The organism is Rathayibacter rhapontici (assembly GCF_001995175.1).
Lineage (GTDB): Bacteria > Actinomycetota > Actinomycetes > Actinomycetales > Microbacteriaceae > Rathayibacter.
Window position 1 is genome coordinate 1 of record NZ_MUKN01000063.1, and the last position, 21,279, is coordinate 21,279.

The window sequence follows — 21,279 nt, forward strand, 5'->3', positions numbered from 1 at the left end:
ACGCCGCGGCGGCGGCGGCCGCTTCTGAGACTTCCCCCACCTCTGACCGACACGACATCCCACGACGCAAGGAGAGACAGCATGGCCCAGAGACAGTCCATCTTCGGACGCATCGCGCAGCTCGCGAAGGCGAACATCAACGCGCTCCTCGACCAGGCCGAGGACCCGCAGAAGATGCTCGACCAGATGGTGCGCGACTACACCGACAGCATCCGCGACGCCGAGGCCGCCATCGCGCAGACCATCGGCAACCTGCGCCTGCTCGAGGACGACTACCGCGAGGACGTCGACAACGCGCAGGAATGGGGCGCCAAGGCGCTCGCCGCGAGCCGCAAGGCCGACGACCTGCGCACCTCCGGCAGCACCGGCGACGCCGACAAGTTCGATGCCCTGGCCAAGGTCGCGCTGCAGCGCCAGATCCAGTCCGAGAAGGAGGCGAAGGACGCCGAGCCGACCATCGCCTCGCAGACCGAGGTCGTCGACAAGCTCAAGTCGGGCCTGAACCAGATGCGGGAGAAGCTGAACCAGCTCTCGTCCAAGCGCGACGAGCTGATCGCCCGCTCGAAGACCGTCGAGGCGCAGACGCAGGTCCAGGACGCCATCAAGAGCATCGACATCATGGACCCGACCAGCGAGGTCAGCCGCTTCGAGCAGAAGATCCGCCGCGAGGAGGCCCGCGTGCGCGGTGCGGAGGAGCTCGCCTCCTCGAGCCTGGACGCGCAGTTCGAGTCGCTGGAGGACCTCGGCGAGATGACCGAGGTCGAGGCGCGCCTCGCGGCCCTGAAGTCGGGGCGCCCGCAGGACTCGATCGGTTCCTGAGCGCCCGGATCGGCGCGGCGGCGGCGTTCGCGGCCGCCGCGCCGTCATACCGTTCGCGAAGGCTGGCAATCCTCATGGTGCGGCGGGCACCCCCTGCCCGTAGTCTTCGAAGAGGTAGCCCCTGAAACCGGTCGCCGCACGCCACGACCGGCCCCTACCGGCGTGGTGAACCAGGAGCGGACCGGGCCGTGCCTCACGAGGCAGCGTCGGGGATCGCTCTCCACGAGGCCGTCGACGCCGATGGCCGCCCCGAAAGAACGAGGCACCCCGTGAGCGTTCCCACCACCCTGTCCGACGGCGGCTCGACCGCCGAGAGCGGCAGCGAGGCGAAGCCCGTCTCGCGCGTCGTCCGGACGCGTCCGCGCGCCGACGGCCGCATCAACCCCACCACCGAGTACTCCGGTCTGCTCAGCACCGTCCGCGACGCGGGCCTGCTGCGCCGCCGCACCGGCTTCTACTACACGATGTTCGCCGTGCTGGTCCTGGCCCTCGGCGGCATCGTCACCGGCTTCGTCCTGCTGGGCGACTCCTGGTTCCAGCTCCTGCTGGCCGCCGCCCTCGGCATCGTCCTCACGCAGTTCGCGTTCCTCGCGCACGAGGCCTCGCACCGCCAGGTGTTCGAGTCGGGCAAGGCCAACGACGTCGCGGGGCGCACCCTCGCGAACCTCTTCGTCGGCATCAGCTACTCGTGGTGGATGCACAAGCACAGCCGCCACCACGCGAACCCGAACGTGCTCGGCAAGGACCCCGACATCGAGCGCGACGTCATCTCGTTCACCAGCGAGGATGCGGCCCGCTCGCGCGGCCTGTACGCGTGGCTGACCCGCCGCCAGGGCTACGCTTTCTTCCCCCTCCTCCTGCTCGAGGGCCTCAACCTGCACATCCACGGCTTCCGCACGGTCTTCGGCCGCGGCAAGGTCGACAAGCGCTGGGTCGAGATCTCGATGCTCGTCGCCCGCGTGGGCCTCTACCTCGCCGTGATCTTCTGGGCCCTGCCGCTGGGCATGGCGTTCGCCTTCCTCGGCGTCCAGATGGGCGTCTTCGGCCTCTACATGGGCGCCTCGTTCGCTCCGAACCACAAGGGCATGCCGATGCTGGCGAAGGAGGCGCGCGTCGACTTCCTGCGCCGCCAGGTCCTCACCTCGCGCAGCATCAAGAGCACCTGGCTCACCGACCTCTACATGGGCGGTCTGAACTACCAGGTCGAGCACCACCTCTTCCCGAACATGCCCCGCCCGGCCCTGCGACGCGCCCAGGTCATCGCCAAGGAGTACTGCGCCACCCACCAGATCCCCTACACCGAGACCTCGCTGCTCGAGTCGTACGGCATCGTCGTGCGCTACCTCAACCGCGTGGGCCTCTCGGCCGGCGGCGACCCGTTCGACTGCCCGGCCGCCTCGGCCTACGGCCGCTGAGCCGCACCGCCTGAACGACGAAGGCCCCTGCTCCGATCGGAGCGGGGGCCTTCGTCGTTCGCGCCCCATCGCCGATCGCGGCGCGTGTGTCGGCGGATGCACAGAGGCCCGCCCCACCAGGAAAGGCAGGACGGGCCTCGCTTCGTGTGCGTCAGCCTTCCGCGCAGCTGATGAGGAGGGAGTCGGTCAGTGTTCCGGCGGCCTTCGCACCTGCTCCTGCGACGTATCCAGCCGGCAGCGTGACGCTGGCGGTGATCACGGTCGTGGCGACGGTGAGCTGCAGCAGCGTGCGGAAACTGATCGACGCGCCCGCCGCGAGCGGAGCCGTGAGGGTGTAGCCCTTCGTCGATGTCGTGTTCAACGACAGCGTCACCGCACCGCCCGTGACGTCGAACACGCCGACATTCAGGCCACCGCCTCGGGTGATGGTGATCGTCGTGCCCTGCGGCAGCGGTGCGGTGGCGCTCGCCTGCAGGACGAAGCCGGGATTCAAGACGCCGACAAGGCCGCAGGTGCCGTTCATCTGGAAGGCGCCCGCGGTATCGGGGGACGCGGCGGCGGAGGGGGTCGCGACCGCGACCGCGACGACCGGGACGGTCCAGGCGGCGGCGGCGGTGACCGAACGGCGCGAGACGATGCGCTCGGCGTCCAGGGGGGCGGGAGTGGGATCGTGGGACACGGTGGTGCCTTTCTGTCGAGGGGCCGAGGCCTCCGGCGTGCACGCGGTCCCGCTGTCGAGCGGACGGTCGCGGAGGTACGGGAGTGATGCTCCCCAGCGGCCACCCCTCGATCAAGGCGCACGAGCTTGCCCCCCGGAGGCGGGTCAACTGCGAAATCAAGGGGGTGCGCGGCATCCGGCGGGCGGCTTAGCGTGACGTCATGAGCAGCTCCGACAACGACATCGAACCGACCCTCGTCGACCCCGAGCAGACCCCCTCGCCGACCGAGCCCGAGACCGGCGACGGCACCACCGCGGGCCTGGACGAGGTCGGCCGCCCGTCCCCCGACGGACTCACCCAGGACGGCGACGCGGAGAACCCGCCGCTGCCCGACTGGGGCCCCACCGACGGCGTCCACGGCACCGACGCCGACCCCGACGGGACGGCCGGCGCGACCCGCTGACCACTCCTCGCGAGGGACCTCGCCGGGCTCCTGCCGCTGTCGCGATCAGGACCCGACGAGGTCCCTCCGTGTTCGCCCGGACGTCGCCGCGGCCTCCGACGAGCCGCTCTACACTGGCGGAATGCAGCCGAAAGAACGCGCCCTCCGGGTGATCTCCTACAACCTCCGGGAGCACCGAGCGCACGTCGAGATCGCTCCGCTCGCCGCTCGCCACGACGTCGACGTCCTCTGCCTGCAGGAGTGCGACACCACCAAGCTCCCGCAGGAGCTGGGCGACCTGCGCCTCGCGACGGTCACCGCCCGCAACCGCCTCGGGCTCGCGATCTACTACTCGCACGCCCGCTTCGAGCTCGCCGGCAGCGCCGCCTTCGAGCTCAGCAAGTCGATGCACGACCGCGTCATGTCCCCCGCTCACGAGCGCCTCCTGGCCGTCCGGCTGACCGACGAGCAGGGCGGATCGATCGCCGTCTCGTCCTTCCACGCGGCCCCCCTCTCGGCCGGCAACGCCCTGCGCCGCAAGCAGATCGACGAGGCGCTGAACCGCCTGCGCGAGTACGCCCCGGACACCCCGTCGCTCATGGTCGGCGACTACAACTACCCCTGGTTCTTCCGCGGACTCGACCGCAAGATGACGCGGAACGGCTATCTGGTGTCGCGGAGCGACTCCCCCACCTACGCGCGCTACCGGTACTTCAGCGGGCACTTCGACTTCGCGATCAGCGACTCCGTCCGCATCGAGCGGGTGTCGACCCTGCCCCAGGGGCTGTCGGACCACCTCCCCGTGCTGGTCGACGCGCACTACTCCTCGGCCGACGCCTAGGCCCCGGCGAGCAGGAACCCGCGCGTCCGGCCGTGCCCACCTCCCGCTCGGGTGACGCTCGGTAGGCTCAGGGGGTGACGACCCTGATCCTCGCCCGGCACGGAGAGACCGTCTGGCACTCCGAGAACCGCTACGCGGGCTCCTCCGACATCGCCCTCACCCCTCGCGGACAGGACCAGGCGGCGACACTCGCCTCCTGGGCCGTGGACGCCGACCTCGAGGCGGTGTACTCGTCCACTCTCGTGCGGGCGGTGCGCACGGCGGTCCCGGCCGCTCGGGCGGCTCATCTCGAGGTGCATCCGGATCCGGCGCTCGTCGAGGTCGACTTCGGCCAGGGCGAGGGCCTGACGACGGCCGAGATGGAGAAGCGCTTCCCCGACGCCTACCGCGCCTGGGTCGCCGCTCCGGCGATCCAGCCGATGCCCGGCGGGGAGTCGGGACTCGACGCGGTCGCCCGCGCGAACGCGTCGCTCGCCCGGATCCACCGCGACCACCCCGAGGGCCGCGTGCTCGTCGTCGCGCACGGCACCCTCATCCGCCTGCTGCTGTGCGCCTACCTCGGCATCAACCCCGAGACCTACCGCCACACGTTCCCGGTCGTCGACAACGTCTCGCTGACGACGCTGCGCTGGGACGAGACGGGCATCGGCCTCCTCGGCTACAACGTCCCTCCCGTGCAGAAGCAGCGGCGCTCGAGCTGAACGACGTGCGCGAGGCGCCGCGCCGCTCGGGCGGCGCCGGCTCGATCGGCCTCGTGCTGGGCGCGGTCACGAGCGTGCAGCTCGGCGCGTCCTTCGCCGTCCTCCTCTTCCCCGCCGCGGGCCCGATCGGCACGGTCACCCTCCGCCTCGTCTTCTCGGCGCTCGTGCTGCTCGTCGTCTGCCGCCCGAGGCTCCGCGGCTACACGCGCGCCGACTGGGGAACCGTCGTGGTCTACGGGCTCGCCCTCGGCGGGATGAACGCCTGCTACTACGAGGCCATCGCCCGCATCCCCCAGGGCGCCGCGGTGACCCTCGAGGTGCTCGGCCCGCTGACCCTCTCGGTGATCGCCGGCCGGAGCCTGCTCAGTCTGCTCTGGGCGGGCCTCGCCCTGGCCGGCGTCGTCACGCTCTCGCAGGGCGGCTTCGGCTCGCTCGACCCGGTCGGCGTCGCGTTCGCCCTCGGAGCCGGGGCGCTCTGGGCGACCTACATCGTCTTCGCCGAGCGGACGGGCGGGCGCTTCCCCCGCCTCGACGGGCTGGCGCTGGCACTGGCCGCCGGCGCGGTCGTCTCGCTGCCGTTCGGGATCGCGACGGCGGGGCCCGCGCTGATCCTGCCGCCCGTGCTTCTGCTCGGCTTCGCGGTCGCGGTCCTCTCCTCCGCCGTCCCGTACGCCCTGGAGCTGCTCGCGCTGCGGCGCCTGCGCTCGTCGACCTTCTCGATCCTGATGTCGCTCGCTCCGGGCGCGGCCGCCCTGTCGGGCTTCCTCGTGCTCGGTCAGCGGCTCACGGCGATCGAGGCGGTCGGCATCGGACTGGTCGTCGCGGCGAGCGTCGGCGCCGTCCGCTCCGCCTCGCGCTGACGCGGATCCGAGCGACCCCCGCCGTTCGCCCTGATGTTTCGTTAGGCTAACTATGTGCCTCACGATCCCACCACCACCGCCCTCGCCGGAGAGCTCCGCATCGCGGTCGCGCGCCTGGGCCGTCGACTCCGCCAGGAGAAGGGTCGGCACGAGCTCAGCGACGCGCAGCTGAGCGTCCTCGCCCTGCTCGAGCGCGAGGGCCCGCGCACCCTCGGCGAGCTCGCCGAGGTGGAGCGCGTGCGCCCTCCCTCGATGTCGCGCACCGTCGCCTGCCTCGTGGACGACGGGCTCGCCGAGCGCCTGGGCGACCCGGCCGACGGGCGGATCGTGCGCCTCCGCCCCACCGAGGCGGGATCCGCGCTGGTGCACGAGGTGCGCCGCAGTCGCGACGCGTGGCTCGTCGCGGGGCTCCGCGAGCTCTCCCCTGCCCAGCAGTCCCTGCTGCGCGACGCCGCGGCCCTCCTCCGCGAGGTGGCGGAGCGATGAGCGCCATGTTCCGCTCGATGGCGGTGCCGAACTACCGCATCTGGTTCGCCGGCGCGACGGTCTCGAACATCGGCACCTGGATGCAGCGCACCGCCCAGGACTGGATCGTCATCAACGACCTCACCGACCACGACGCGACCGCGCTGGGCATCACCATGGCGCTGCAGTTCGGACCGCAGCTGCTGATGGTCCCGTTCTCGGGCTTCATCGCCGACCGCTTCGACCGGCGGCGGCTGCTCATGGCGACCCAGGCCGCGATGGGCGTCCTCGGGCTCGCCCTGGGCCTGCTCGTCGTCACCGGCGTCGTGGAGCTCTGGATGGTCTACGTCTTCGCGCTGCTGCTGGGCTTCGCCGCGGCGATCGACGCGCCCGTGCGGCAGACCTTCGTCTCGGCGCTCGTCGAGGAGAAGGACCTCTCGAACGCGGTCTCGCTCAACTCCGCCTCGTTCAACTCGGCCCGGATGATCGGGCCGGCCCTCGCGGGAGTCCTCATCTCGGCGGTCGGGTCGGGCTGGGTGTTCCTGCTCAACGCCGCGAGCTTCCTGGCCGTGCTGCTCTCGCTGCGCTTCCTGCACCGCGACCAGCTCCGCTCCGCTCCCCGCGCCACCCGGGGCCCGGGCGCGCTGCTGGAGGGGTTCCGCTACGTGTCACGGCGGCCGGACATCATCGTGGTGCTGATCATCGTGTTCCTGATCGGCACGTTCGGCCTGAACTTCCCGATCTTCGCGTCGACGATGGCGACCGTGGAGTTCGACATGGGCGCGAGCGAGTTCGGCCTGCTGTCCTCCGCGATCGCGGTCGGCTCGGTGGTCGGCGCCCTGCTCTCGGCCCGTCGCGACCGCCCGCGCCTGAGGCTGATCGTCGCCGCGGCGGCGGCGTTCGGCGTCGCGCTCGCCCTCTCCGGGATCATGCCGACCGCGTGGTCCTTCGCGATCGTCCTGCCCCTGGTGGGCGTCGCCGCGCAGACGCTGATGACCTCCGCCAACGGCTTCGTGCAGCTCTCGACCGCCCCCGAGATGCGGGGCCGCGTGATGGCGCTGTACATGGCGATCTTCGTCGGGGGCACCCCGATCGGCGCCCCGCTGATCGGCGCCGTCGCGAACGGCCTCGGCCCGCGCTGGGCGATCGCCGTGGGCGCGGCGTCCGGCCTCGCCGCGGCGGCGGTCGGCCTGGGCTTCCACCTGCGGATGCGCCGCGCCGCAGCATCTCCGGCTCGCGAGAACGCCTCCGGCTCGCAGGAACCGGATGATCCTGCGAGCCGAACGGGATCCGACGAGCCCGAGGTGCCGGGTTCTCCGCGCCGCACCGCTTCCGACGAGCCCGAGGTCGGCTCCGCGCTCAGGCCTCGCGCGTGATCTCGACCCGCACGAACAGCTTCGACGAGTGCGGGCCCGCGTACACGCCCCGCAGCGGAGCGATGTCGTTGTAGTCGCGGCCGCGGCCGACGATCACGTGGCGGTCGCCGATGTCGATCAGGTTCGTCGGGTCGTAGCCCCGCCACGCTCCTCCGCAGAACCACTCGACCCAGGCGTGCGACTCCCCCGTCACCGTCTCGCCGATCTCGGCGTGCGGCTTGGGGTGCAGGTAGCCCGAGACGTACCGGGCGGGGATGCCGACCGAGCGCAGCGCCCCGAGGACGATGTGCGTGATGTCCTGGCAGACGCCCTTGCGCGCCGTCCACGACTCCGTCGCCGTCGAGTGCACGCCGGTGACGCCCTGCTTGTAGGTCATCTCGCGGCCGATGCGCTCGGCGATCGCGAGCGCCGCCTCGCACGGTCCGGCGGCCTCGTCGGCCAGCGAGCGCGCCAGGTCGACGAGGTCCTCCGGAGGTGCGGTGCGGGTGGTCTGCTTCGACTGCTCCACGTACTCCGTCAGCGTCTCGACCTGCTCGGCGAGCTGCTCCCAGCCGTACGGGTGCTCGGGATGCGCCTTCGGACGCACCTCGACCAGCGACGTCGCCGTGAGCGAGAGCTCCTGGTGCGCGTCGAGCACGTCGAACGAGGACACACGGGTGCCCCAGTAGTCGGTGTACGTGTGCGCCGAGGTGACCGGCCGGATGTCGAGGTTCGAGAACAGCACGAGCTGCCCGTCGGAGGACGCCGGCAGCATCCTCGCCTCGTTGTAGGACGCCACGACGTCACCCCGGTAGGTGAAACCCGTGGTGTGCGTGATGCGCAGCCTGCTCACAGCGCCTCCCCGATCCAGCTCGGCATGACGTTCGTGGGGAAGTAGCGCTGGCGGATCGCCTCGGACGCGGCCGAGGTCGCCTCCTGCACGCCGTCCATGTGCCGCGGGAGGTCCTCGAGGATCTCGGCGATCGGCCGGTACTCCAGCTCGCTCCGGATCTGGCCCAGCACGCGCTGCGCGTCGCCGGTGTGCCCGACGCGGCCGGTGCGCGGCTCGATGTCGCGCATGCACATCTCGGCGCGCGAGATCGAGAAGAGGATCGACCGCGGGAAGAGCCGGTCGAGGAGGAGGAACTCGGCCGCGTTGCGCGCGCTCGGCACGCCGCGGTAGGTGCGCAGGTAGGCCTCGTACGCCCCGCAGGAGCGGAGGATCGTGGTCCACGACGGTCCGCTCGCCTCGGTCAGCGACCGGGTCGCGAGCAGCCGCGCCGTCATGTCGGCGCGCTCGATCGAGCGGCCCAGCGTGAAGAACTGCCAGGCCTCGTCGCGCGACGTCGCCGACTCGATGATGCCCACTGCCAGCGCAGAACGCTCGCGCACCCAGCTGAAGAACTCCGAGACGCGCTCGCCCGAGACGCGGCGGGGCATCCGGGTGCGGGTCGTGTTGAGGCACTCCCACAGCTCGGTCGACACGATCTCGCGGGCGCGGCGGGCGTTCTCGCGGGCGGCGCCGAGCGAGTAGGCGATGGAGGCGGGGTTCGTGCGGTCGATCGCGAGGATCGTCAGCACGTCGGCGCGGGTGATCTCGCCCATGTCGTCGGGAGGGGTCGAGCCCATCACCGACAGCAGCGAGCGGCACGCGGTGTCCTCGTCGATCCACGGATCCTCCAGCAGGAGCTGGAGGTGGACGTCGAGGATGCGCGCGGTGCCGTCCGACCGCTCGATGTAGCGGCCGATCCAGAACAGGGACTCGGCGATCCGGGAGAGCATCAGTCCTCCTCCCCCGCGTCGAGACCCTGCTGCTGCTGCTGCTCCTGGTCGGAGTTCGGGGCGTCGTGCGGCGAGTGGTCGGGGGTGTGGTTGAGCGGGTAGACGATCGGGATCGAGCTGGTGACCGCGGCCTGCTCGGCGACGAGGCCCTGGATGTCGTGCGCGTCCGGCTCGCGGTCGCGCTGCGACTCCAGACCCACCACCCAGGTGTCCTTCGAGCCGCCGCCCTGCGACGAGTTCACGACGAGCTGGCCCTCGGGCAGCGCCACCCGGGTGAGGCCGCCCGGCAGCACCCAGACGTCGGTGCCGTCGTTGACCGCGAAGGGGCGGAGGTCGGCGTGCCGCGGGCGCATCCCGTCGTCGACGAGGGTCGGGATGGTCGACAGCTGCACCACCGGCTGCGCGATCCAGCCGCGCGGATCGGCCTGCAGGCGCGAGCGCAGCTCGGCGAGCTCCTTCGCGGAGGCGTCGGGGCCCACCACGAGCCCCTTGCCGCCGGAGCCGTCGACCGGCTTCACCACGAGCTCGTCGAGCCGGTCGAGGACCTCCTCGAGCGCGCCCGGATCCTCCAGGCGCCAGGTGTCGACGTTCTTGATCACCGCGTCCTCGCCCAGGTAGTAGCGGATGAGGTCGGGCATGTAGGTGTAGACCAGCTTGTCGTCCGCGACTCCGTTGCCCACCGCGTTGGCGATGGTGACGGTGCCCAGGCGGGCGGCGAGCATGAGCCCGGGCGAGCCGAGCATCGAGTCGGCGCGGAACTGCAGCGGATCGAGGAACTCGTCGTCGACGCGGCGGTAGATCACGTCGACGCGGGTCGGGCCCGAGGTGGTGCGCATGAACACCTTGCCGCCGGTGCAGAAGAGGTCGCGCCCCTCGACGAGCTCGACGCCCATCAGGCGCGCGAGCAGCGTGTGCTCGAAGTAGGCGGAGTTGTAGACGCCCGGGGTCAGGACGACCACGGTCGGGTCTCGACGCCCTCGGGCGCCGACGCTCGCAGGGCCTGCAGCAGCTTGTTGGGGTAGTCGCCGACCGGGCGGACCCGCATCGAGACGAACAGCTCGGGCAGGGTCTGCGCCATGACGCGGCGGTTCGAGATCACGTACGAGACGCCGGAGGGGACGCGGACGTTGTCCTCGAGCACGCGCCAGGCGCCGACCTCGTCGCGGATGAGGTCGATGCCCGAGACCTGGATCCGCACGCCGTTGGCCGAGACGATGCCGGCCGCCTGCCGGTGGAAGTGGCTGGAGCTCGAGATGAGCCCGGCGGGGATCACCCCGTCCTTGACCGCGTTCTGCGGCCCGTACACGTCGGCGAGGAACGCCTCCAGCGCGCGCACGCGCTGCTTGATGCCGCTCTGCACCTCGTTCCACTCGGCGCGCTCGATGACGCGCGGCACGGCGTCGAGCGGGAACGGCCGCTCCTCGCCGGCGAAGTCGAACGTGACGCCCTGCGCGAGGTAGGAGGAGGCGAGCGCGTCGGTGCGGCCGCGCAGCTCCTCCTGCGTCATCCGCGCGAGCGAGGAGTAGATGTCGCGGTACGCCGAGCGGACCCCGTCGGGGCCCTTCGTCGCGGCGACATCAGCGAACATCTCGTCCCAGGGCGGGGCGCCGGCACGGCGGCGCTCGACCTTCTGGGACCCGTAGCCGTCGAAGAGGTCACCCATGGCACGACTCTAGTCCGGGGCGTATTGCGGGGATGTTTCGCGGGGAGCGGGCCCGGCTCGGACGGCGCTCGGGGTCGTCGCCGCACCCGGTCGACGGCAGTCCTCCGAGCGGTCGCGCACCGCGGAGCCGCCCGGTGGGCGCGCGGTGGAGGAGCACGTGGACGACCACCTCCGGACGCAGCGGATGCCAGGACCGGCCGCCTCCCTGCGATCCCGCTCGGCCCGACGGGGCCTGGGGCCATCGTGAGCCTGCGGGTCCCGAACTCCGGTGCCCGACGCCCCGAACGAGGAGACATCCATGACAGAGCAGTTCCCCACCAGCGCACTCCAGCGCCGCACCGTGGTCGCCGGCGCGGCGTGGACCATCCCCGTCGTCGCGACCGCGATCGGTGCGCCGCTCGCGGCGGCATCGGACCCGGTGACGCCGCCCGCGCCGCAGTACACCGTGGCCCTCACCGGGGCGTCCTCCCTCACGCCCGGGATCGTGACCCGCAACAGCGCCTTCGACGCGACCGCCGGCATCACCGTGACCGGACCGGACAACGCCGAATGGGTGGAGGTCCAGGTGCAGATCCAGAGCGTCGCCCACAACCCTGCGGGGCCGGCCCTCCGAGGCGGTCCGGTCGCCCCTCACGGGTTCGCCCTCGTCAACTCCTTCCAGCTCAACTCGGCGGCCGGGTACTCCGACTACTTCGTCTACCGCGCCTACAACGTGCCGCCGTCCACCTTCGACTTCACGTTCCGCTCGTTCGTCAACGCCGCGTCGCCCAACGGGTACCTCGCCGTGGGATTCGTCCTGCGAGCTCCCGAGAGCCACGGCGGCGGGTCGCTCTACACGGGCCTGGTGCCGATCATCTAGAGCGCGACGGCCGTGCGGCGGGTCCGCACGGCCGCTTCGACTCGAGGGAGGGCCGACCGACCCGACGGAAGGTCACGAGATCGGATCTCGGAGGACTGCCGCGCGCTTCAGCGCTCGAGCAGTCCGGAAACCCGCCATCCGCGCGACGTCTCCCTCTGTCGGAGACGCGGGGGCGACGAGGAGAGCCCGTGCTCGAGCGAGGCGGGCGTCGCGGAGGACCGCAGCGGGCGTGGTCCCGCGGCCGTGGAAGATCCGGCGCAGATGCCGATCCGACACCGCGAGCGTGCGCGCCAGCGCTGCCGCCGAGAACTCGGGGTCGGCCGCATGCACCGCCACGGCGTCGAGCGCGCGGGCGAGAGGACGGACTCCCTCCTCGACCGTCCCTCCAGGCGAGGAGCGAACGCCTCCTCGAGGAGTCCGGTGAGCAGGCTCGTCGTGGCGAGCCGGAAGGAGGCGAAGCCTGCGGCGTCGGAGTCGAGCCCCGCGTTGAAGGCGGCGTTGACCGCGGCGAGCAGCACCGGGCGGAACGACGGCGCCGCGTCGGCGACGACCGCTCCCGCGTCGAGCACCTCGGTCACCGCCGGGGAGACCCCCGTCCCCGCGGTGCGCACCTCGAACTCGAAGCGCGCGATCCGATCGTCGATGCGCAGGGTGAGCGGGCCGCTGTCGGCGGCGACGAGGAGATCCCCTGAGCCGAGACGTCGCGTCGCTCCGCCCTGCGTCGCGTCGGCGTCCCCGTCGGCGACGACGACGGCGAAGCGGACGCCGGGGGTGGCGGCCCGCACGAGCGTCGACGCCGTGTGCCAGACCCTCGCCACCCGGAAGCCCGGAACGGCGACCTCGTCCGCGATCAGGTGGGAGGGACCGTCGCCCGTCGTGCCCCGCTCGGCCAGCCAGGCGGAGGCGGCGCGCGCGGTGAGGACGTCCTCGCGGGGAGAGCGGTCGGGTGAGGGGTGCATGACAGGGCTCCTCGTGCTGCAGGGCTGCGGGCGCAGCCGAGGAGAGTGTGCTCGAGACATCAGACGCGTATGGTGCGGCGGAACCGGACCGGACCTCCGAGCAGCCGGAAGCGGACATCTCGGGGCGCGCGCGACGTCGATCGGCGCAGAACACCGCCCTCCGGCTCACCTCGATCCGCCGAGGGGCGGCGGTCCACCGGTCCGTCGCCGACAACCGTCCGACTCGAGCACGGGCCGCCGTTCGCGACGGACCGGCTCCGCACCAGTCGTCCCCTCCGCGCAGGCGGAGACGGCGTCCGCCGAAGACCCGGGTCAGATCGCCCGGCGCATCGACGAGGCGCTGCCGAATCCGGCGAGCCGCGCCACGTCGTCCGAGCTGAGGGTGCGGTCGCCGCTCTCCCGCAGCGCGCGGGCGTCTCAGCGCGCTCGGCCCGGATCTCGGCCGCAGGACTCGATCCGTGGGCGGCGAACGCCTCCTAAAGGGAGCGAGCCGAGATCCGCAGCTCGCGGCTCAGGACCGAGGCCGAGAAGGCCCTGTCCGCGGCCCTCCGCGCGATGATGCGGCGAGCGCGGTCCACGAGGACCTCCCCGCGGGTGGCGAGGCGCCCCTGTGCGGCGGCGTCCACCGTCAGCAGCCCCGAGACGAGACTGCGGACGGCGAGACGGAACGCGGGGAAGCCCGGATCCTCCGGCACCAGCTCGGAGTTGAACGCCGCGTTGAGGGTCGAGATCAGGACCGTGGAGAACGGCCGCACCTCGGCGTCGAGCAGCGCGCCGCCCTCGTAGTCGCGCCGGAGCGCCTCCGGCAGCTGATCGGCGTCGAACTCGACCTCGAGGTGCGCTCCGGGCGAGAGCGCGGTGATCGTCGCACTCGCGGAGGCCGGGAGCACGGCCACCGACCCCGGTTCCGCGCAGCCGGTCCAGCCCGGCGCCTCGAGAGCGACGGAGCCGTCGACCTGGAGGAGCACGGCGGCCCGCGGCCGGTCGGGCGCCTCGCGGAGCAGCGTCGTCTCAGAGTGCCAGTAGCGCGCGATCCGGAGGTCCGGACCGCGCACCTCGTCGACATAAGCGCGCGGCGGACGCGGGTCGAGCACCCGGTATCCGGAGTCGGCGAACCAGGAGACCGCCTCGTCCCCGGCGAGCGAGGCGGAGCGGCGCACCGGGCTGCGGGACGGTGTCACGAGGTCCTCCTCTCTCTCCGGCCGGTGGGGCGAGCGCACGAGCATCGCGGCTCCATGGTGCAAGACGACCGCGCGCGCACGCGCCGCCTGCGCAGGATGCGCGGAGTCGGCGCGCAGTCCGCGCGGAGAACGACGGGATCCGGCCGCCGCACGACGGGTGCTCGACACCATGGCCGACGTCCCGTTCACCGACAAGTCAGGAACCGCATGACCGAGAACACCCCCGGATCGCTCCACCGCCGCACCGTCGTCGCCGGCGCCGCCTGGACCATCCCCGTCGTCGCCACCGCGATCGGCGCTCCGCTCGCCGCCGCGTCGACCACCGCCCCGCAGACGTCCGACATCGCCATCACCTACCTGGCGGCGTCCTCGAACAACGGAGCCGTCGCCTACTTCGGCCCCGACGGCGCTCCCGGATGGGGCCAGAACACGGGGATGATCCTCGACCTGCGCCTCGGCAACTTCGGGCCCGGCACCGCGACGTCGGCGTCGGTCGACGTCTTCTTCTACTCGCCCACGTACGCCAACGGCAGCGCCTCGATCGTCGCGGGCGACGGCTGGACGATCTCCGCTCCCGAGAACGGGGTCGGCGGCTTCGCCGTCGTGCACCTCACCTACGTCGGCTCGCTCGCACCGGGTGGCGAGGCGCGGGTGATCCTCGGCTACGGCACACCCGCCTTCATCCCGAGCGAGACGAAGATCACCAACCTCACGGCGTACCTCGTCGCCGCCGATCCCGCCGATCCGAACGCGAACAACAACTCGAACACGGCGTCGCCGCACTACTGGGTCCGTCAGTTCTGACACCCCCGGGGCGCCTCGTCGATCGGGGCGCCCCGCTCGGTCTCCTCGCCTAGAGCGGCCCGCCCAGGTAGTGCAGGGAGAGGCGCTGGGCGAGGTTCAGGACGGCGACGACCAGCACGAGCGCGTAGACGAGCAGGCACAGCGAGTTCAGGACGATCCCGGTCGTGGCGAGTCGTCGCGCGACGGGCTCCCGGCGGAGGGCGAGGACGCCGACGATCAGCCCGGCGATCGGCGCCACGAGGGTCCAGCCGAGGAGGATCGAGCCGACGCCGATCCAGAAGCTCGTGCCGGCGAGAACCGCCAGTCGCACGTGCTCGGGGCCGGGGCCGGTCGGGGTCTGAGTGTTCTCGGTGGTCATGGTGTTCTGCCCCTGCTCTGCGTCGGATCGTCGGATCGTCGGAGAAGCCTGACGGAAGGCGTGCGAGGACGGTCGGCGAGGCGCGGAACGTCGTCGTGCGCGACCAGCTCCCGCCGCAACCGCGGGAGAAGGCGCCACTGAAGCGGCGTGCGAGCTGAAGCGAGCTATCCTCATTCCTTCGCGTGCGCACGCGGCCGGACCGCTCGATCGGAGACGGCCCCGCACCTCCGCGCCGCTGAGACCGGAAGGACCCCGCCCCGTGAAGAGGACCGAGAATCCGATGCATCTCGTGGAGGTCGCCGTCGGAGACCCCGTGCTCGTCGCCGACGACGTCAGGAAGTCCTTCGGCGACGGGCGACGGACGGCTCGCGTCGAGGCCGTCCGAGGGGTCTCGCTCACGGTCCGCCCCGGGGAGTTCGTGGCGGTCGTCGGAGCGAGCGGCTCGGGGAAGTCGACCCTCCTCCATCTCCTCTCCGCCCTCGAGCGGCCGACCAGCGGCGAGGTCCTCCTCGCCGGTCAGCCGACGCGACGCCTGTCCGCAGCCCGCCTCTCCCGCCTCCGCATCGACCGCATCGGGTTCGTGTTCCAGCAGTTCAACCTGATCCCCTCGCTGTCCGCCCGTGAGAACGTCGCGCTCCCGCTCCGTCTGGCCCGCGACCGCGACGCGCCGGCGAAGGCCGACGCCGCGCTCGCGAGCGTCGGTCTCTCGGAGCGCGGGTCGCATCGACCGGGCGTGCTCTCCGGCGGGGAGCAGCAGCGGGTGGCGATCGCGCGGGTGCTCGCCTCGGAGCCGGCGATCGTGTTCGCGGACGAGCCGACCGGCTCGCTCGACGGGCAGGCGAGCGGTACCGTGCTCGAGCTCCTGCGCACGGCGGCCGGAGGGACGCGCTCCGTGGTCATGGTGACCCACGATCTCGACGCCGCAGCCCGAGCCGACCGAGTCCTCGTGATCCGCGACGGCCGTCTGCACGTCGAGCTCCTCGCTCCGGATCGCGAACGGATCTGGGACGCGATGGCAGCGGCCGGGACGGACGAGGAGGTCGCTCGATGAGACGGCTCGTTCTGAGCGATCTGCTGACCCGGGTCGCAGCCGGCTCGGGCCCCTGATCGTGGTCGTCGCGGCGACGGTCGCGCTCGGCTTCGGAGTCGCTCCCCTGGAGACGGGGATCACCGCGCCTCCCCAGCGCCAGCAGGCCCTGTACTCGACGGCGATGATCGTCCTCGTGTGCACGACGGCGGCGGCGCTCGTCGTCCTCGCGACGGTGCTCCGCCTCTCGATCGACCTGCGCCGGCGCGACTACGCGCTCTGGCAGATCGCGGGCGTCGAGCCGGACGCCGTGCGCCGGATCGTCACGCGGCAGAGCGCCGTGCTCGGCGTCACCGGCTCCGTTCTCGGATCCGGGCTCGCCGTCCTCCTGGTCCCGATGCTCACCCGCATCCTCGACGAGATGTCGTACGAGCCGAGCGGCGAGGCGGTGCGACTCGGCATCGGCGGTGTCGTGCCGCTCATCGCCCTCGTCACTGCGGTGACGTGGCTCTCGAGCCTCCCGGCCGCACGCAGCGCCTCGCGCACGCCGCCGATCACCGTGCTGCGCGAGTCGACCCCTCCCGCTCCGCCGATGACCTGGGTTCGGTGGACGCTCCTCGCCGCGTCGGTGGCGGGAGTCGTCCTCGTCGCGAACGGCATCGTGGCGGGCGGCGACCGGTCGAGGACGGTCGGCCTCGGGATCTTCCTGGCTCCGATGGTCGCCGTGAGCTTCGCCGTCGGCGGGTCCCTCCTCTTCCCCCGGGTCGTGATGGCCTGGACCTCGCTCCTCCCCGACCACCTCTCGCACGCGTGGTACCTCGCCCGGCACGGAGCGCGGCACAAGACAGTCGGCTCGAGCGCGGGCATCACCACGCTTCTGCTCGCGACCGCGTTCCTCGGGTCGATCTTCGCCGTGACCGGGACCGCCACGAACTGGCTCGCGGTCGGCGAGGCCGACCCCGAGCTCCTCGCCGCGGGCGTGGACGCGCGCAACTACTACGCCACCGACAACCCGGGCGTGATCGCCACCATCATCACCCTCATCGGCGGGCCGGTGCTGCTCGCGGTGATCGCGGCCGCGATGGTCGTCCTCATCAGCGGCAGGACCCGCCACCGCGAGACCGCGCTCCTGCGAGCGGCCGGCGTCCGCACCGCGACCATCGTCGCCGCGGCGGGGCTGGAGGGGCTGATCCTCGCCCTCACCGCCCTCCTCCTGGCGCTCGTCGCGTGGTCGGCAGCGCGTCGTTCCTGGCCCTCGTCTTCTCGGTGAGCGCGGGGGCGCCGGTGCTGCCGCACATCCCGGTGCTCGAGATCGGCCTGATCGCCGCGGCCGGGACGCTGGTCGTGAGCCTGGCCACGCTCGTCCCGACCGTCGTGTCCCTGCGCACGAGCGTCCCGAAGGCGCTCTCGGCGATCTGAACCGCCCGTCCTGCGAGTCGTCCGGGGAGCGGCGCTCGGCGACGATCACCGGGGCTCCGGCACGAGCACGGTCGGGAATACTCCGCGCGACCCGTCGTTGTATCCTCCTGTACATGCAAACGCATGGATCTGGCGCCGCACCGGCGCCGGCGACGGAAGGGGCGCACCTCATGCAGTTCGGAATCTTCTCGGTCAGCGACATCACGACCGATCCCACCACCGGAGCGACCCCGACCGAGGCCGAGAAGATCAAGGCCGCGGTCACGATCGCCAAGAAGGCGGAGGAGGTCGGCCTCGACGTCTACGCGCTCGGCGAGCACCACAACCCGCCGTTCTGGTCCTCCTCCCCCACCACGACGCTGGCGTACATCGCCGCGCAGACCGAGCACCTGCTGCTCTCGACCGCGACCACGCTGATCACCACGAACGATCCGGTGAAGATCGCCGAGGACTTCGCGATGCTGCAGCACCTCGCCGACGGACGCGTGGACCTGATGCTCGGCCGCGGCAACACCGGCCCGGTCTACCCCTGGTTCGGCAAGGACATCCGCCAGGGCATCGAGCTGACGATCGAGAACTACGACCTGCTGCACCGCCTCTGGCGCGAGGACTTCGTCGACTGGCAGGGGCAGTTCCGCACCCCGCTCCAGGGCTTCCAGTCGACGCCGCGCCCGCTCGACGGAGTCGCTCCGTTCGTCTGGCACGGCTCGATCCGCTCGCCGCAGATCGCCGAGCAGGCCGCCTACTACGGCGACGGGTTCTTCTCGAACCACATCTTCTGGCCCGCCTCGCACACGCAGAAGATGGTGCAGCTCTACCGCCAGCGCTTCGAGCACTACGGCCACGGCTCCGCCGATCAGGCGATCGTCGGCCTCGGCGGGCAGATCTTCATGGCCCGCAACTCCCAGGACGCGGTGAAGCAGTTCCGCCCCTACTTCGACAACGCGCCGGTGTACGGCCACGGACCCTCTCTCGAGGACTTCACGGAGCAGACCCCGCTCACCGTCGGCTCGCCGCAGGAGGTCATCGACCGCACGCTCGGCTTCCGCGACTACGTCGGCGACTACCAGCGCCAGCTGTTCCTGATGGACCACGCGGGTCTGCCGCTCGCCACCGTCCTCGAGCAGCTCGACCTGCTCGGCGAGATCCTGCCCGTGCTGCGTCACGAGTTCGACTCCCGCCGCCCCACCCACGTCCCCGAGGCTCCCACCCACGCCTCACTCGTCGCCGCCCGCGACGCGCAGCCCGTCGCCGTCGGCGCCTGAGCACCGGAACAGGAGAACCACCATGGACACCCGCAGGATCACCGTCCTCTCGGCCGGCCTCAGCACGCCGTCCTCCACCCGGCTGCTCGCCGACCGCCTCGCCGACGCGACCGAGCACGAACTCGCGGAGCAGGGCTTCGCGACCGAGCGGAGCGTCGTCGAGCTGCGCGATCTCGCACACGACGTGACCAACATGCTGCTCACCGGCTTCCCGAGCCCCGCGCTGCAGACCGCGCTCGACGCCGTCTCGGGCGCCGACGGGCTGATCGCCGTCACTCCGATCTTCACGACGAGCTACAGCGGCCTCTTCAAGTCGTTCGTCGACGTGCTCGACACGGAGGCGCTGCGCGGCCTGCCCGTGCTGCTCGCCGCGACCGGAGGCTCGCCCCGCCACTCCCTCGCGGTCGACTACGCGATGCGCCCGCTCTTCAGCTACCTGCACGCCGCTCCGCTCTCGACGACCGTCTTCGCGGCGACCGCCGACTGGGGCGGAGAGGGCGAGGACGCTCGGGCCCTGCCCGGCCGGATCGAGCGCGCGGGCCGCGAGCTGGCGACGGAGGCGGCCCGGGCGTCGCGGTCCGTGCGCGACCCGTGGGCGCTCGACGGCTCGTTCGAGGGGATGCTCGGCCGCCGCGGCTGACCCGGGGCGGCACCTGCTCAGCGGCGACGCGCTGTCAATCCCCGATCCGGGCCTCCCCCCGGGATGGGTGACCGCGATACCGTCTACCCAGGCGCCGTTCCGGAGCGCTCCGAACGTGCCGTTCCCTCGGAAGGCGGGCTCCTCATGAGCACCATCGCCGCCAATGCCGCCCAGCAGCGGGTGGCAGGGCGCTACTACCTGATCGAGCGCATCGGCTCGGGTGGGATGGGATCCGTCTACCGCGCGCGCGACGAGACCGTGCAGCGCGACGTCGCCGTGAAGGTGTTCCGCGCCGAGGCGTCGAACCCGGAGGACGTCGCCCGCCAGGAGCGCGAGGTGCGGATGCTCAGCTCGTTCGCCCACCCCGGCATCGTGAACCTCTTCGACGCGGGGCTGCACAACTTCGGCGGCGAGGTGCGCCGCTACGTGGTCATGGAGCTCGTCGCCGACCCCACGATGGAGGCCCGGCTCGAGTCGGGCCCGATGCCCGTCGAGGAGGTCGCGGCGATCGGCGCCCAGCTGGCCGAAGCGCTCTCCTACCTGCACGAGCGCGGTGTCGTGCACCGCGACGTGAAGCCCGCGAACATCCTCGTCAGCGACGTCGGCTCCAGCGGCTACGAGCACACCGCCAAGCTCACCGACTTCGGAGTCGCTCACTTCATGGACGGCTCGCGCCTCACCAGCGACGGCATCGTCATCGGCACCGCCAGCTTCGTCAGCCCGGAGCAGGTCGCGGGCGAGCCGATCAGCGGTGCGAGCGACGTCTTCTCGCTCGGCCTGGTCCTCCTCGAGGCGCTCACCGGCCACCGGGAGTACTCGGGCACGGTCCTGGAGGCGGCGATCGCCCGCCTGCACCGCAGTCCGTCGAACCCCGAGACCCTCCCCGCCGAGTGGCGGACCCTGCTGGCGTCGATGACCCAGCGCGACCCGGCCGGCCGGCCCACCGCGGAGGACGTCGCGCACCGCCTGCGCGGTGGCCTCACCGCCGGCCCGGCAGCCGTTCAGACCGTGGACGAGCGCCGGTCGGCGAAGCTGCGTCGCGGGATCATCATCGGCTCGAGCGTGGTCGGCGTCGGCGCGGTCGCCGCGCTGTCGTGGATGCTCGGCGTCCTCGCCGGACGCTGACACCCCCCCTCGCCGGTCGAGCAGCCGCGTCTCGGGACCCCCGCCCTCAGGAGCAGGCCCGGTCAGGCCTCGCCCGGCAGCGCCTTCCTCAGCACGATGCGGGTCCAGGCGCCGACGTAGAGGCGGTCGCCCTCGTCGATCTCGCGGCGCCCGCCGGGGGCGATCGGCGTCTGCGGCAGCGCGGCTCCGGCGGGCGCCAGGAACGTGCCGTTCGCGGACTGCAGATCCTCGACCCACCAGCGGTAGCCGTCGGTGCTCAGCTGGCAGTGCCGGCGCGAGACTCCGGAGTCGGTGCCGCAGTCGATCTGCGGCGAGATGCCGCGCGAGACGGAGGGGCGGCCGACGAGCAGCGAGCGCTCGCGCAGCACCACGACGGTGGGCGGGCCGGCGGAGGGCATGGGGTCGTCGGCGCGCTGCTCCGCGTACCACTCGGGGTCGATCCAGAGCTCGGCGATCCACGGCTCGACCTCGGACTCCTCCTGGACCGGCGCAGGGGCAGGAGCGGGAGCCGGGGCGGGCACGGGCTCCGGGATCACCTCGGTCGGCGGCGCCGACGCCACCGGGACGTCGAACCCCGCCTCCTGCTCCGGCACGAACGCGGTCGGCGCCCCCGGGTCGGCCGCCGGAGCCGGCGCCTCCC

Annotated in this window: 23 protein-coding genes and 1 pseudogene; 16 read left to right on the forward strand and 8 right to left on the reverse strand. The window is 72.2% G+C overall.

Annotation, left to right across the window (positions count from 1 at the left end):
* The first annotated feature begins 81 nt into the window (after positions 1–81).
* Together B0T42_RS16125 and B0T42_RS16130 are read left to right on the forward strand one after the other, a co-directional pair.
* Positions 82–819, forward strand: a complete 738-nt coding sequence (locus B0T42_RS16125) for a PspA/IM30 family protein (protein ID WP_077224081.1) — start codon at positions 82–84, stop codon at positions 817–819.
* Positions 820–1,196: 377 nt separating this feature from the next.
* On the forward strand, positions 1,197–2,234 hold the full coding sequence (locus B0T42_RS16130) for a fatty acid desaturase family protein (protein WP_236720357.1): 1,038 nt from the start codon (positions 1,197–1,199) through the stop codon (positions 2,232–2,234).
* A gap of 151 nt (positions 2,235–2,385) precedes the next feature.
* On the opposite strand, the gene B0T42_RS16135 is transcribed toward B0T42_RS16130, so the two are convergent.
* Positions 2,386–2,913 (reverse strand): hypothetical protein, encoded by a 528-nt coding sequence (locus tag B0T42_RS16135; protein ID WP_094742784.1) that lies wholly within the window; start codon positions 2,911–2,913, stop codon positions 2,386–2,388.
* A 200-nt stretch (positions 2,914–3,113) separates the two neighbouring features.
* On the opposite strand from B0T42_RS16135, the gene B0T42_RS16145 reads away from it, so the two are divergent.
* The 6 genes from B0T42_RS16145 to B0T42_RS16170 all read left to right on the forward strand — a co-directional run bounded on the left by B0T42_RS16145 (position 3,114) and on the right by B0T42_RS16170 (position 7,578).
* Entirely contained in the window at positions 3,114–3,356 is a 243-nt protein-coding gene (locus tag B0T42_RS16145) for a hypothetical protein (protein WP_077224084.1), read from the forward strand.
* 121 nt (positions 3,357–3,477) lie between these two features.
* Positions 3,478–4,176: an endonuclease/exonuclease/phosphatase family protein gene (locus B0T42_RS16150; protein WP_077224085.1), complete on the forward strand. Its 699-nt coding sequence runs from the start codon at positions 3,478–3,480 to the stop codon at positions 4,174–4,176.
* 74 nt (positions 4,177–4,250) lie between these two features.
* Positions 4,251–4,877, forward strand: coding sequence for a histidine phosphatase family protein (locus B0T42_RS16155; RefSeq protein WP_077224086.1), 627 nt, complete (start codon positions 4,251–4,253; stop codon positions 4,875–4,877).
* Positions 4,878–4,882: 5 nt separating this feature from the next.
* Positions 4,883–5,737 (forward strand): EamA family transporter, encoded by an 855-nt coding sequence (locus B0T42_RS16160; RefSeq protein WP_201788568.1) that lies wholly within the window; start codon positions 4,883–4,885, stop codon positions 5,735–5,737.
* A gap of 54 nt (positions 5,738–5,791) precedes the next feature.
* Positions 5,792–6,223, forward strand: a complete 432-nt coding sequence (locus tag B0T42_RS16165) for a MarR family winged helix-turn-helix transcriptional regulator (RefSeq protein WP_077224087.1) — start codon at positions 5,792–5,794, stop codon at positions 6,221–6,223.
* Complete coding sequence (locus B0T42_RS16170; protein WP_077224088.1) at positions 6,220–7,578, forward strand: MFS transporter; 1,359 nt, start codon at positions 6,220–6,222, stop codon at positions 7,576–7,578. The genes B0T42_RS16165 and B0T42_RS16170 overlap by 4 nt, the downstream gene beginning before the upstream one ends.
* Here B0T42_RS16170 and B0T42_RS16175 read toward each other — a convergent pair.
* From B0T42_RS16175 to B0T42_RS16185, 3 genes and pseudogenes are all read right to left on the reverse strand, one after another.
* Positions 7,562–8,410 carry a transglutaminase family protein gene (locus B0T42_RS16175; RefSeq protein ID WP_077224089.1) on the reverse strand — a complete coding sequence of 283 codons (849 nt, stop codon included), beginning with the start codon at positions 8,408–8,410 and terminating at the stop codon, positions 7,562–7,564. The genes B0T42_RS16170 and B0T42_RS16175 overlap by 17 nt on opposite strands.
* Complete coding sequence (locus B0T42_RS16180; RefSeq protein ID WP_077224090.1) at positions 8,407–9,339, reverse strand: alpha-E domain-containing protein; 933 nt, start codon at positions 9,337–9,339, stop codon at positions 8,407–8,409. Before B0T42_RS16180 ends, B0T42_RS16175 begins: the two co-directional genes overlap by 4 nt.
* Positions 9,339–11,002: pseudogene (locus tag B0T42_RS16185) on the reverse strand (circularly permuted type 2 ATP-grasp protein). Before B0T42_RS16185 ends, B0T42_RS16180 begins: the two are co-directional and overlap by 1 nt.
* 298 nt (positions 11,003–11,300) lie before the next feature.
* Here B0T42_RS16185 and B0T42_RS16190 point away from each other — a divergent pair.
* Positions 11,301–11,861, forward strand: a complete 561-nt coding sequence (locus B0T42_RS16190; RefSeq protein WP_077224091.1) for a hypothetical protein — start codon at positions 11,301–11,303, stop codon at positions 11,859–11,861.
* Positions 11,862–11,933: 72 nt separating this feature from the next.
* Here the strand turns inward: B0T42_RS16190 and B0T42_RS21585 are convergent, their stop codons facing one another.
* Entirely contained in the window at positions 11,934–12,938 is a 1,005-nt protein-coding gene (locus B0T42_RS21585) for a helix-turn-helix domain-containing protein (protein WP_094742786.1), read from the reverse strand.
* A gap of 358 nt (positions 12,939–13,296) precedes the next feature.
* On the reverse strand, positions 13,297–14,001 hold the full coding sequence (locus tag B0T42_RS16200) for an AraC-like ligand-binding domain-containing protein (protein ID WP_139344546.1): 705 nt from the start codon (positions 13,999–14,001) through the stop codon (positions 13,297–13,299).
* Positions 14,002–14,208: 207 nt separating this feature from the next.
* On the opposite strand from B0T42_RS16200, the gene B0T42_RS16205 reads away from it, so the two are divergent.
* Positions 14,209–14,805 carry a hypothetical protein gene (locus tag B0T42_RS16205; RefSeq protein ID WP_077224093.1) on the forward strand — a complete coding sequence of 199 codons (597 nt, stop codon included), beginning with the start codon at positions 14,209–14,211 and terminating at the stop codon, positions 14,803–14,805.
* 49 nt (positions 14,806–14,854) lie between these two features.
* Here B0T42_RS16205 and B0T42_RS16210 read toward each other — a convergent pair whose 3' ends face one another.
* A complete protein-coding gene (locus B0T42_RS16210) occupies positions 14,855–15,163 on the reverse strand; it encodes a hypothetical protein (RefSeq protein WP_236720355.1) in 309 nt (102 codons plus the stop codon).
* Positions 15,164–15,443: 280 nt separating this feature from the next.
* Here B0T42_RS16210 and B0T42_RS16215 point away from each other — a divergent pair, with 280 nt between their 5' ends.
* The 6 genes from B0T42_RS16215 to B0T42_RS16240 all read left to right on the forward strand — a co-directional run bounded on the left by B0T42_RS16215 (position 15,444) and on the right by B0T42_RS16240 (position 20,639).
* On the forward strand, positions 15,444–16,214 hold the full coding sequence (locus B0T42_RS16215) for an ABC transporter ATP-binding protein (RefSeq protein WP_077224102.1): 771 nt from the start codon (positions 15,444–15,446) through the stop codon (positions 16,212–16,214).
* A gap of 58 nt (positions 16,215–16,272) precedes the next feature.
* On the forward strand, positions 16,273–17,460 hold the full coding sequence (locus B0T42_RS16220) for an FtsX-like permease family protein (protein WP_077224094.1): 1,188 nt from the start codon (positions 16,273–16,275) through the stop codon (positions 17,458–17,460).
* A complete protein-coding gene (locus B0T42_RS16225) occupies positions 17,418–17,609 on the forward strand; it encodes a hypothetical protein (RefSeq protein WP_077224095.1) in 192 nt (63 codons plus the stop codon). Before B0T42_RS16220 ends, B0T42_RS16225 begins: the two co-directional genes overlap by 43 nt.
* Before the next feature lie 170 nt (positions 17,610–17,779).
* The gene (locus B0T42_RS16230) at positions 17,780–18,874 is read left to right on the forward strand and encodes an LLM class flavin-dependent oxidoreductase (protein ID WP_077224096.1); all 1,095 of its coding nucleotides are present in this window, start codon (positions 17,780–17,782) and stop codon (positions 18,872–18,874) included.
* A 22-nt stretch (positions 18,875–18,896) separates the two neighbouring features.
* Positions 18,897–19,514: an FMN reductase gene (locus B0T42_RS16235; protein ID WP_055786747.1), complete on the forward strand. Its 618-nt coding sequence runs from the start codon at positions 18,897–18,899 to the stop codon at positions 19,512–19,514.
* Positions 19,515–19,658: 144 nt separating this feature from the next.
* Positions 19,659–20,639 (forward strand): serine/threonine-protein kinase, encoded by a 981-nt coding sequence (locus B0T42_RS16240; protein WP_158078161.1) that lies wholly within the window; start codon positions 19,659–19,661, stop codon positions 20,637–20,639.
* 62 nt (positions 20,640–20,701) lie between these two features.
* On the opposite strand, the gene B0T42_RS21590 is transcribed toward B0T42_RS16240, so the two are convergent.
* A partial coding sequence (locus B0T42_RS21590; RefSeq protein WP_236720356.1) for an FHA domain-containing protein occupies positions 20,702–21,279 on the reverse strand: 578 nt, incomplete at its 5' end.

Coding starts and splice junctions, on each gene's coding strand:
- B0T42_RS16125 (WP_077224081.1), top strand. CDS start 82: ATGGCCCAGAGACAGTCCATCTTCGGACGCATCGCGCAGCTCGCGAAG.
- B0T42_RS16145 (WP_077224084.1), top strand. CDS start 3,114: ATGAGCAGCTCCGACAACGACATCGAACCGACCCTCGTCGACCCCGAG.
- B0T42_RS16150 (WP_077224085.1), top strand. CDS start 3,478: ATGCAGCCGAAAGAACGCGCCCTCCGGGTGATCTCCTACAACCTCCGG.
- B0T42_RS16170 (WP_077224088.1), top strand. CDS start 6,220: ATGAGCGCCATGTTCCGCTCGATGGCGGTGCCGAACTACCGCATCTGG.
- B0T42_RS16180 (WP_077224090.1), bottom strand. CDS start 9,339: ATGCTCTCCCGGATCGCCGAGTCCCTGTTCTGGATCGGCCGCTACATC.
- B0T42_RS16190 (WP_077224091.1), top strand. CDS start 11,301: ATGACAGAGCAGTTCCCCACCAGCGCACTCCAGCGCCGCACCGTGGTC.
- B0T42_RS21585 (WP_094742786.1), bottom strand. CDS start 12,938: ATGTCCGCTTCCGGCTGCTCGGAGGTCCGGTCCGGTTCCGCCGCACCA.
- B0T42_RS16205 (WP_077224093.1), top strand. CDS start 14,209: ATGACCGAGAACACCCCCGGATCGCTCCACCGCCGCACCGTCGTCGCC.
- B0T42_RS16210 (WP_236720355.1), bottom strand. CDS start 15,163: ATGACCACCGAGAACACTCAGACCCCGACCGGCCCCGGCCCCGAGCAC.
- B0T42_RS16215 (WP_077224102.1), top strand. CDS start 15,444: ATGCATCTCGTGGAGGTCGCCGTCGGAGACCCCGTGCTCGTCGCCGAC.
- B0T42_RS16230 (WP_077224096.1), top strand. CDS start 17,780: ATGCAGTTCGGAATCTTCTCGGTCAGCGACATCACGACCGATCCCACC.
- B0T42_RS16235 (WP_055786747.1), top strand. CDS start 18,897: ATGGACACCCGCAGGATCACCGTCCTCTCGGCCGGCCTCAGCACGCCG.
- B0T42_RS16240 (WP_158078161.1), top strand. CDS start 19,659: ATGAGCACCATCGCCGCCAATGCCGCCCAGCAGCGGGTGGCAGGGCGC.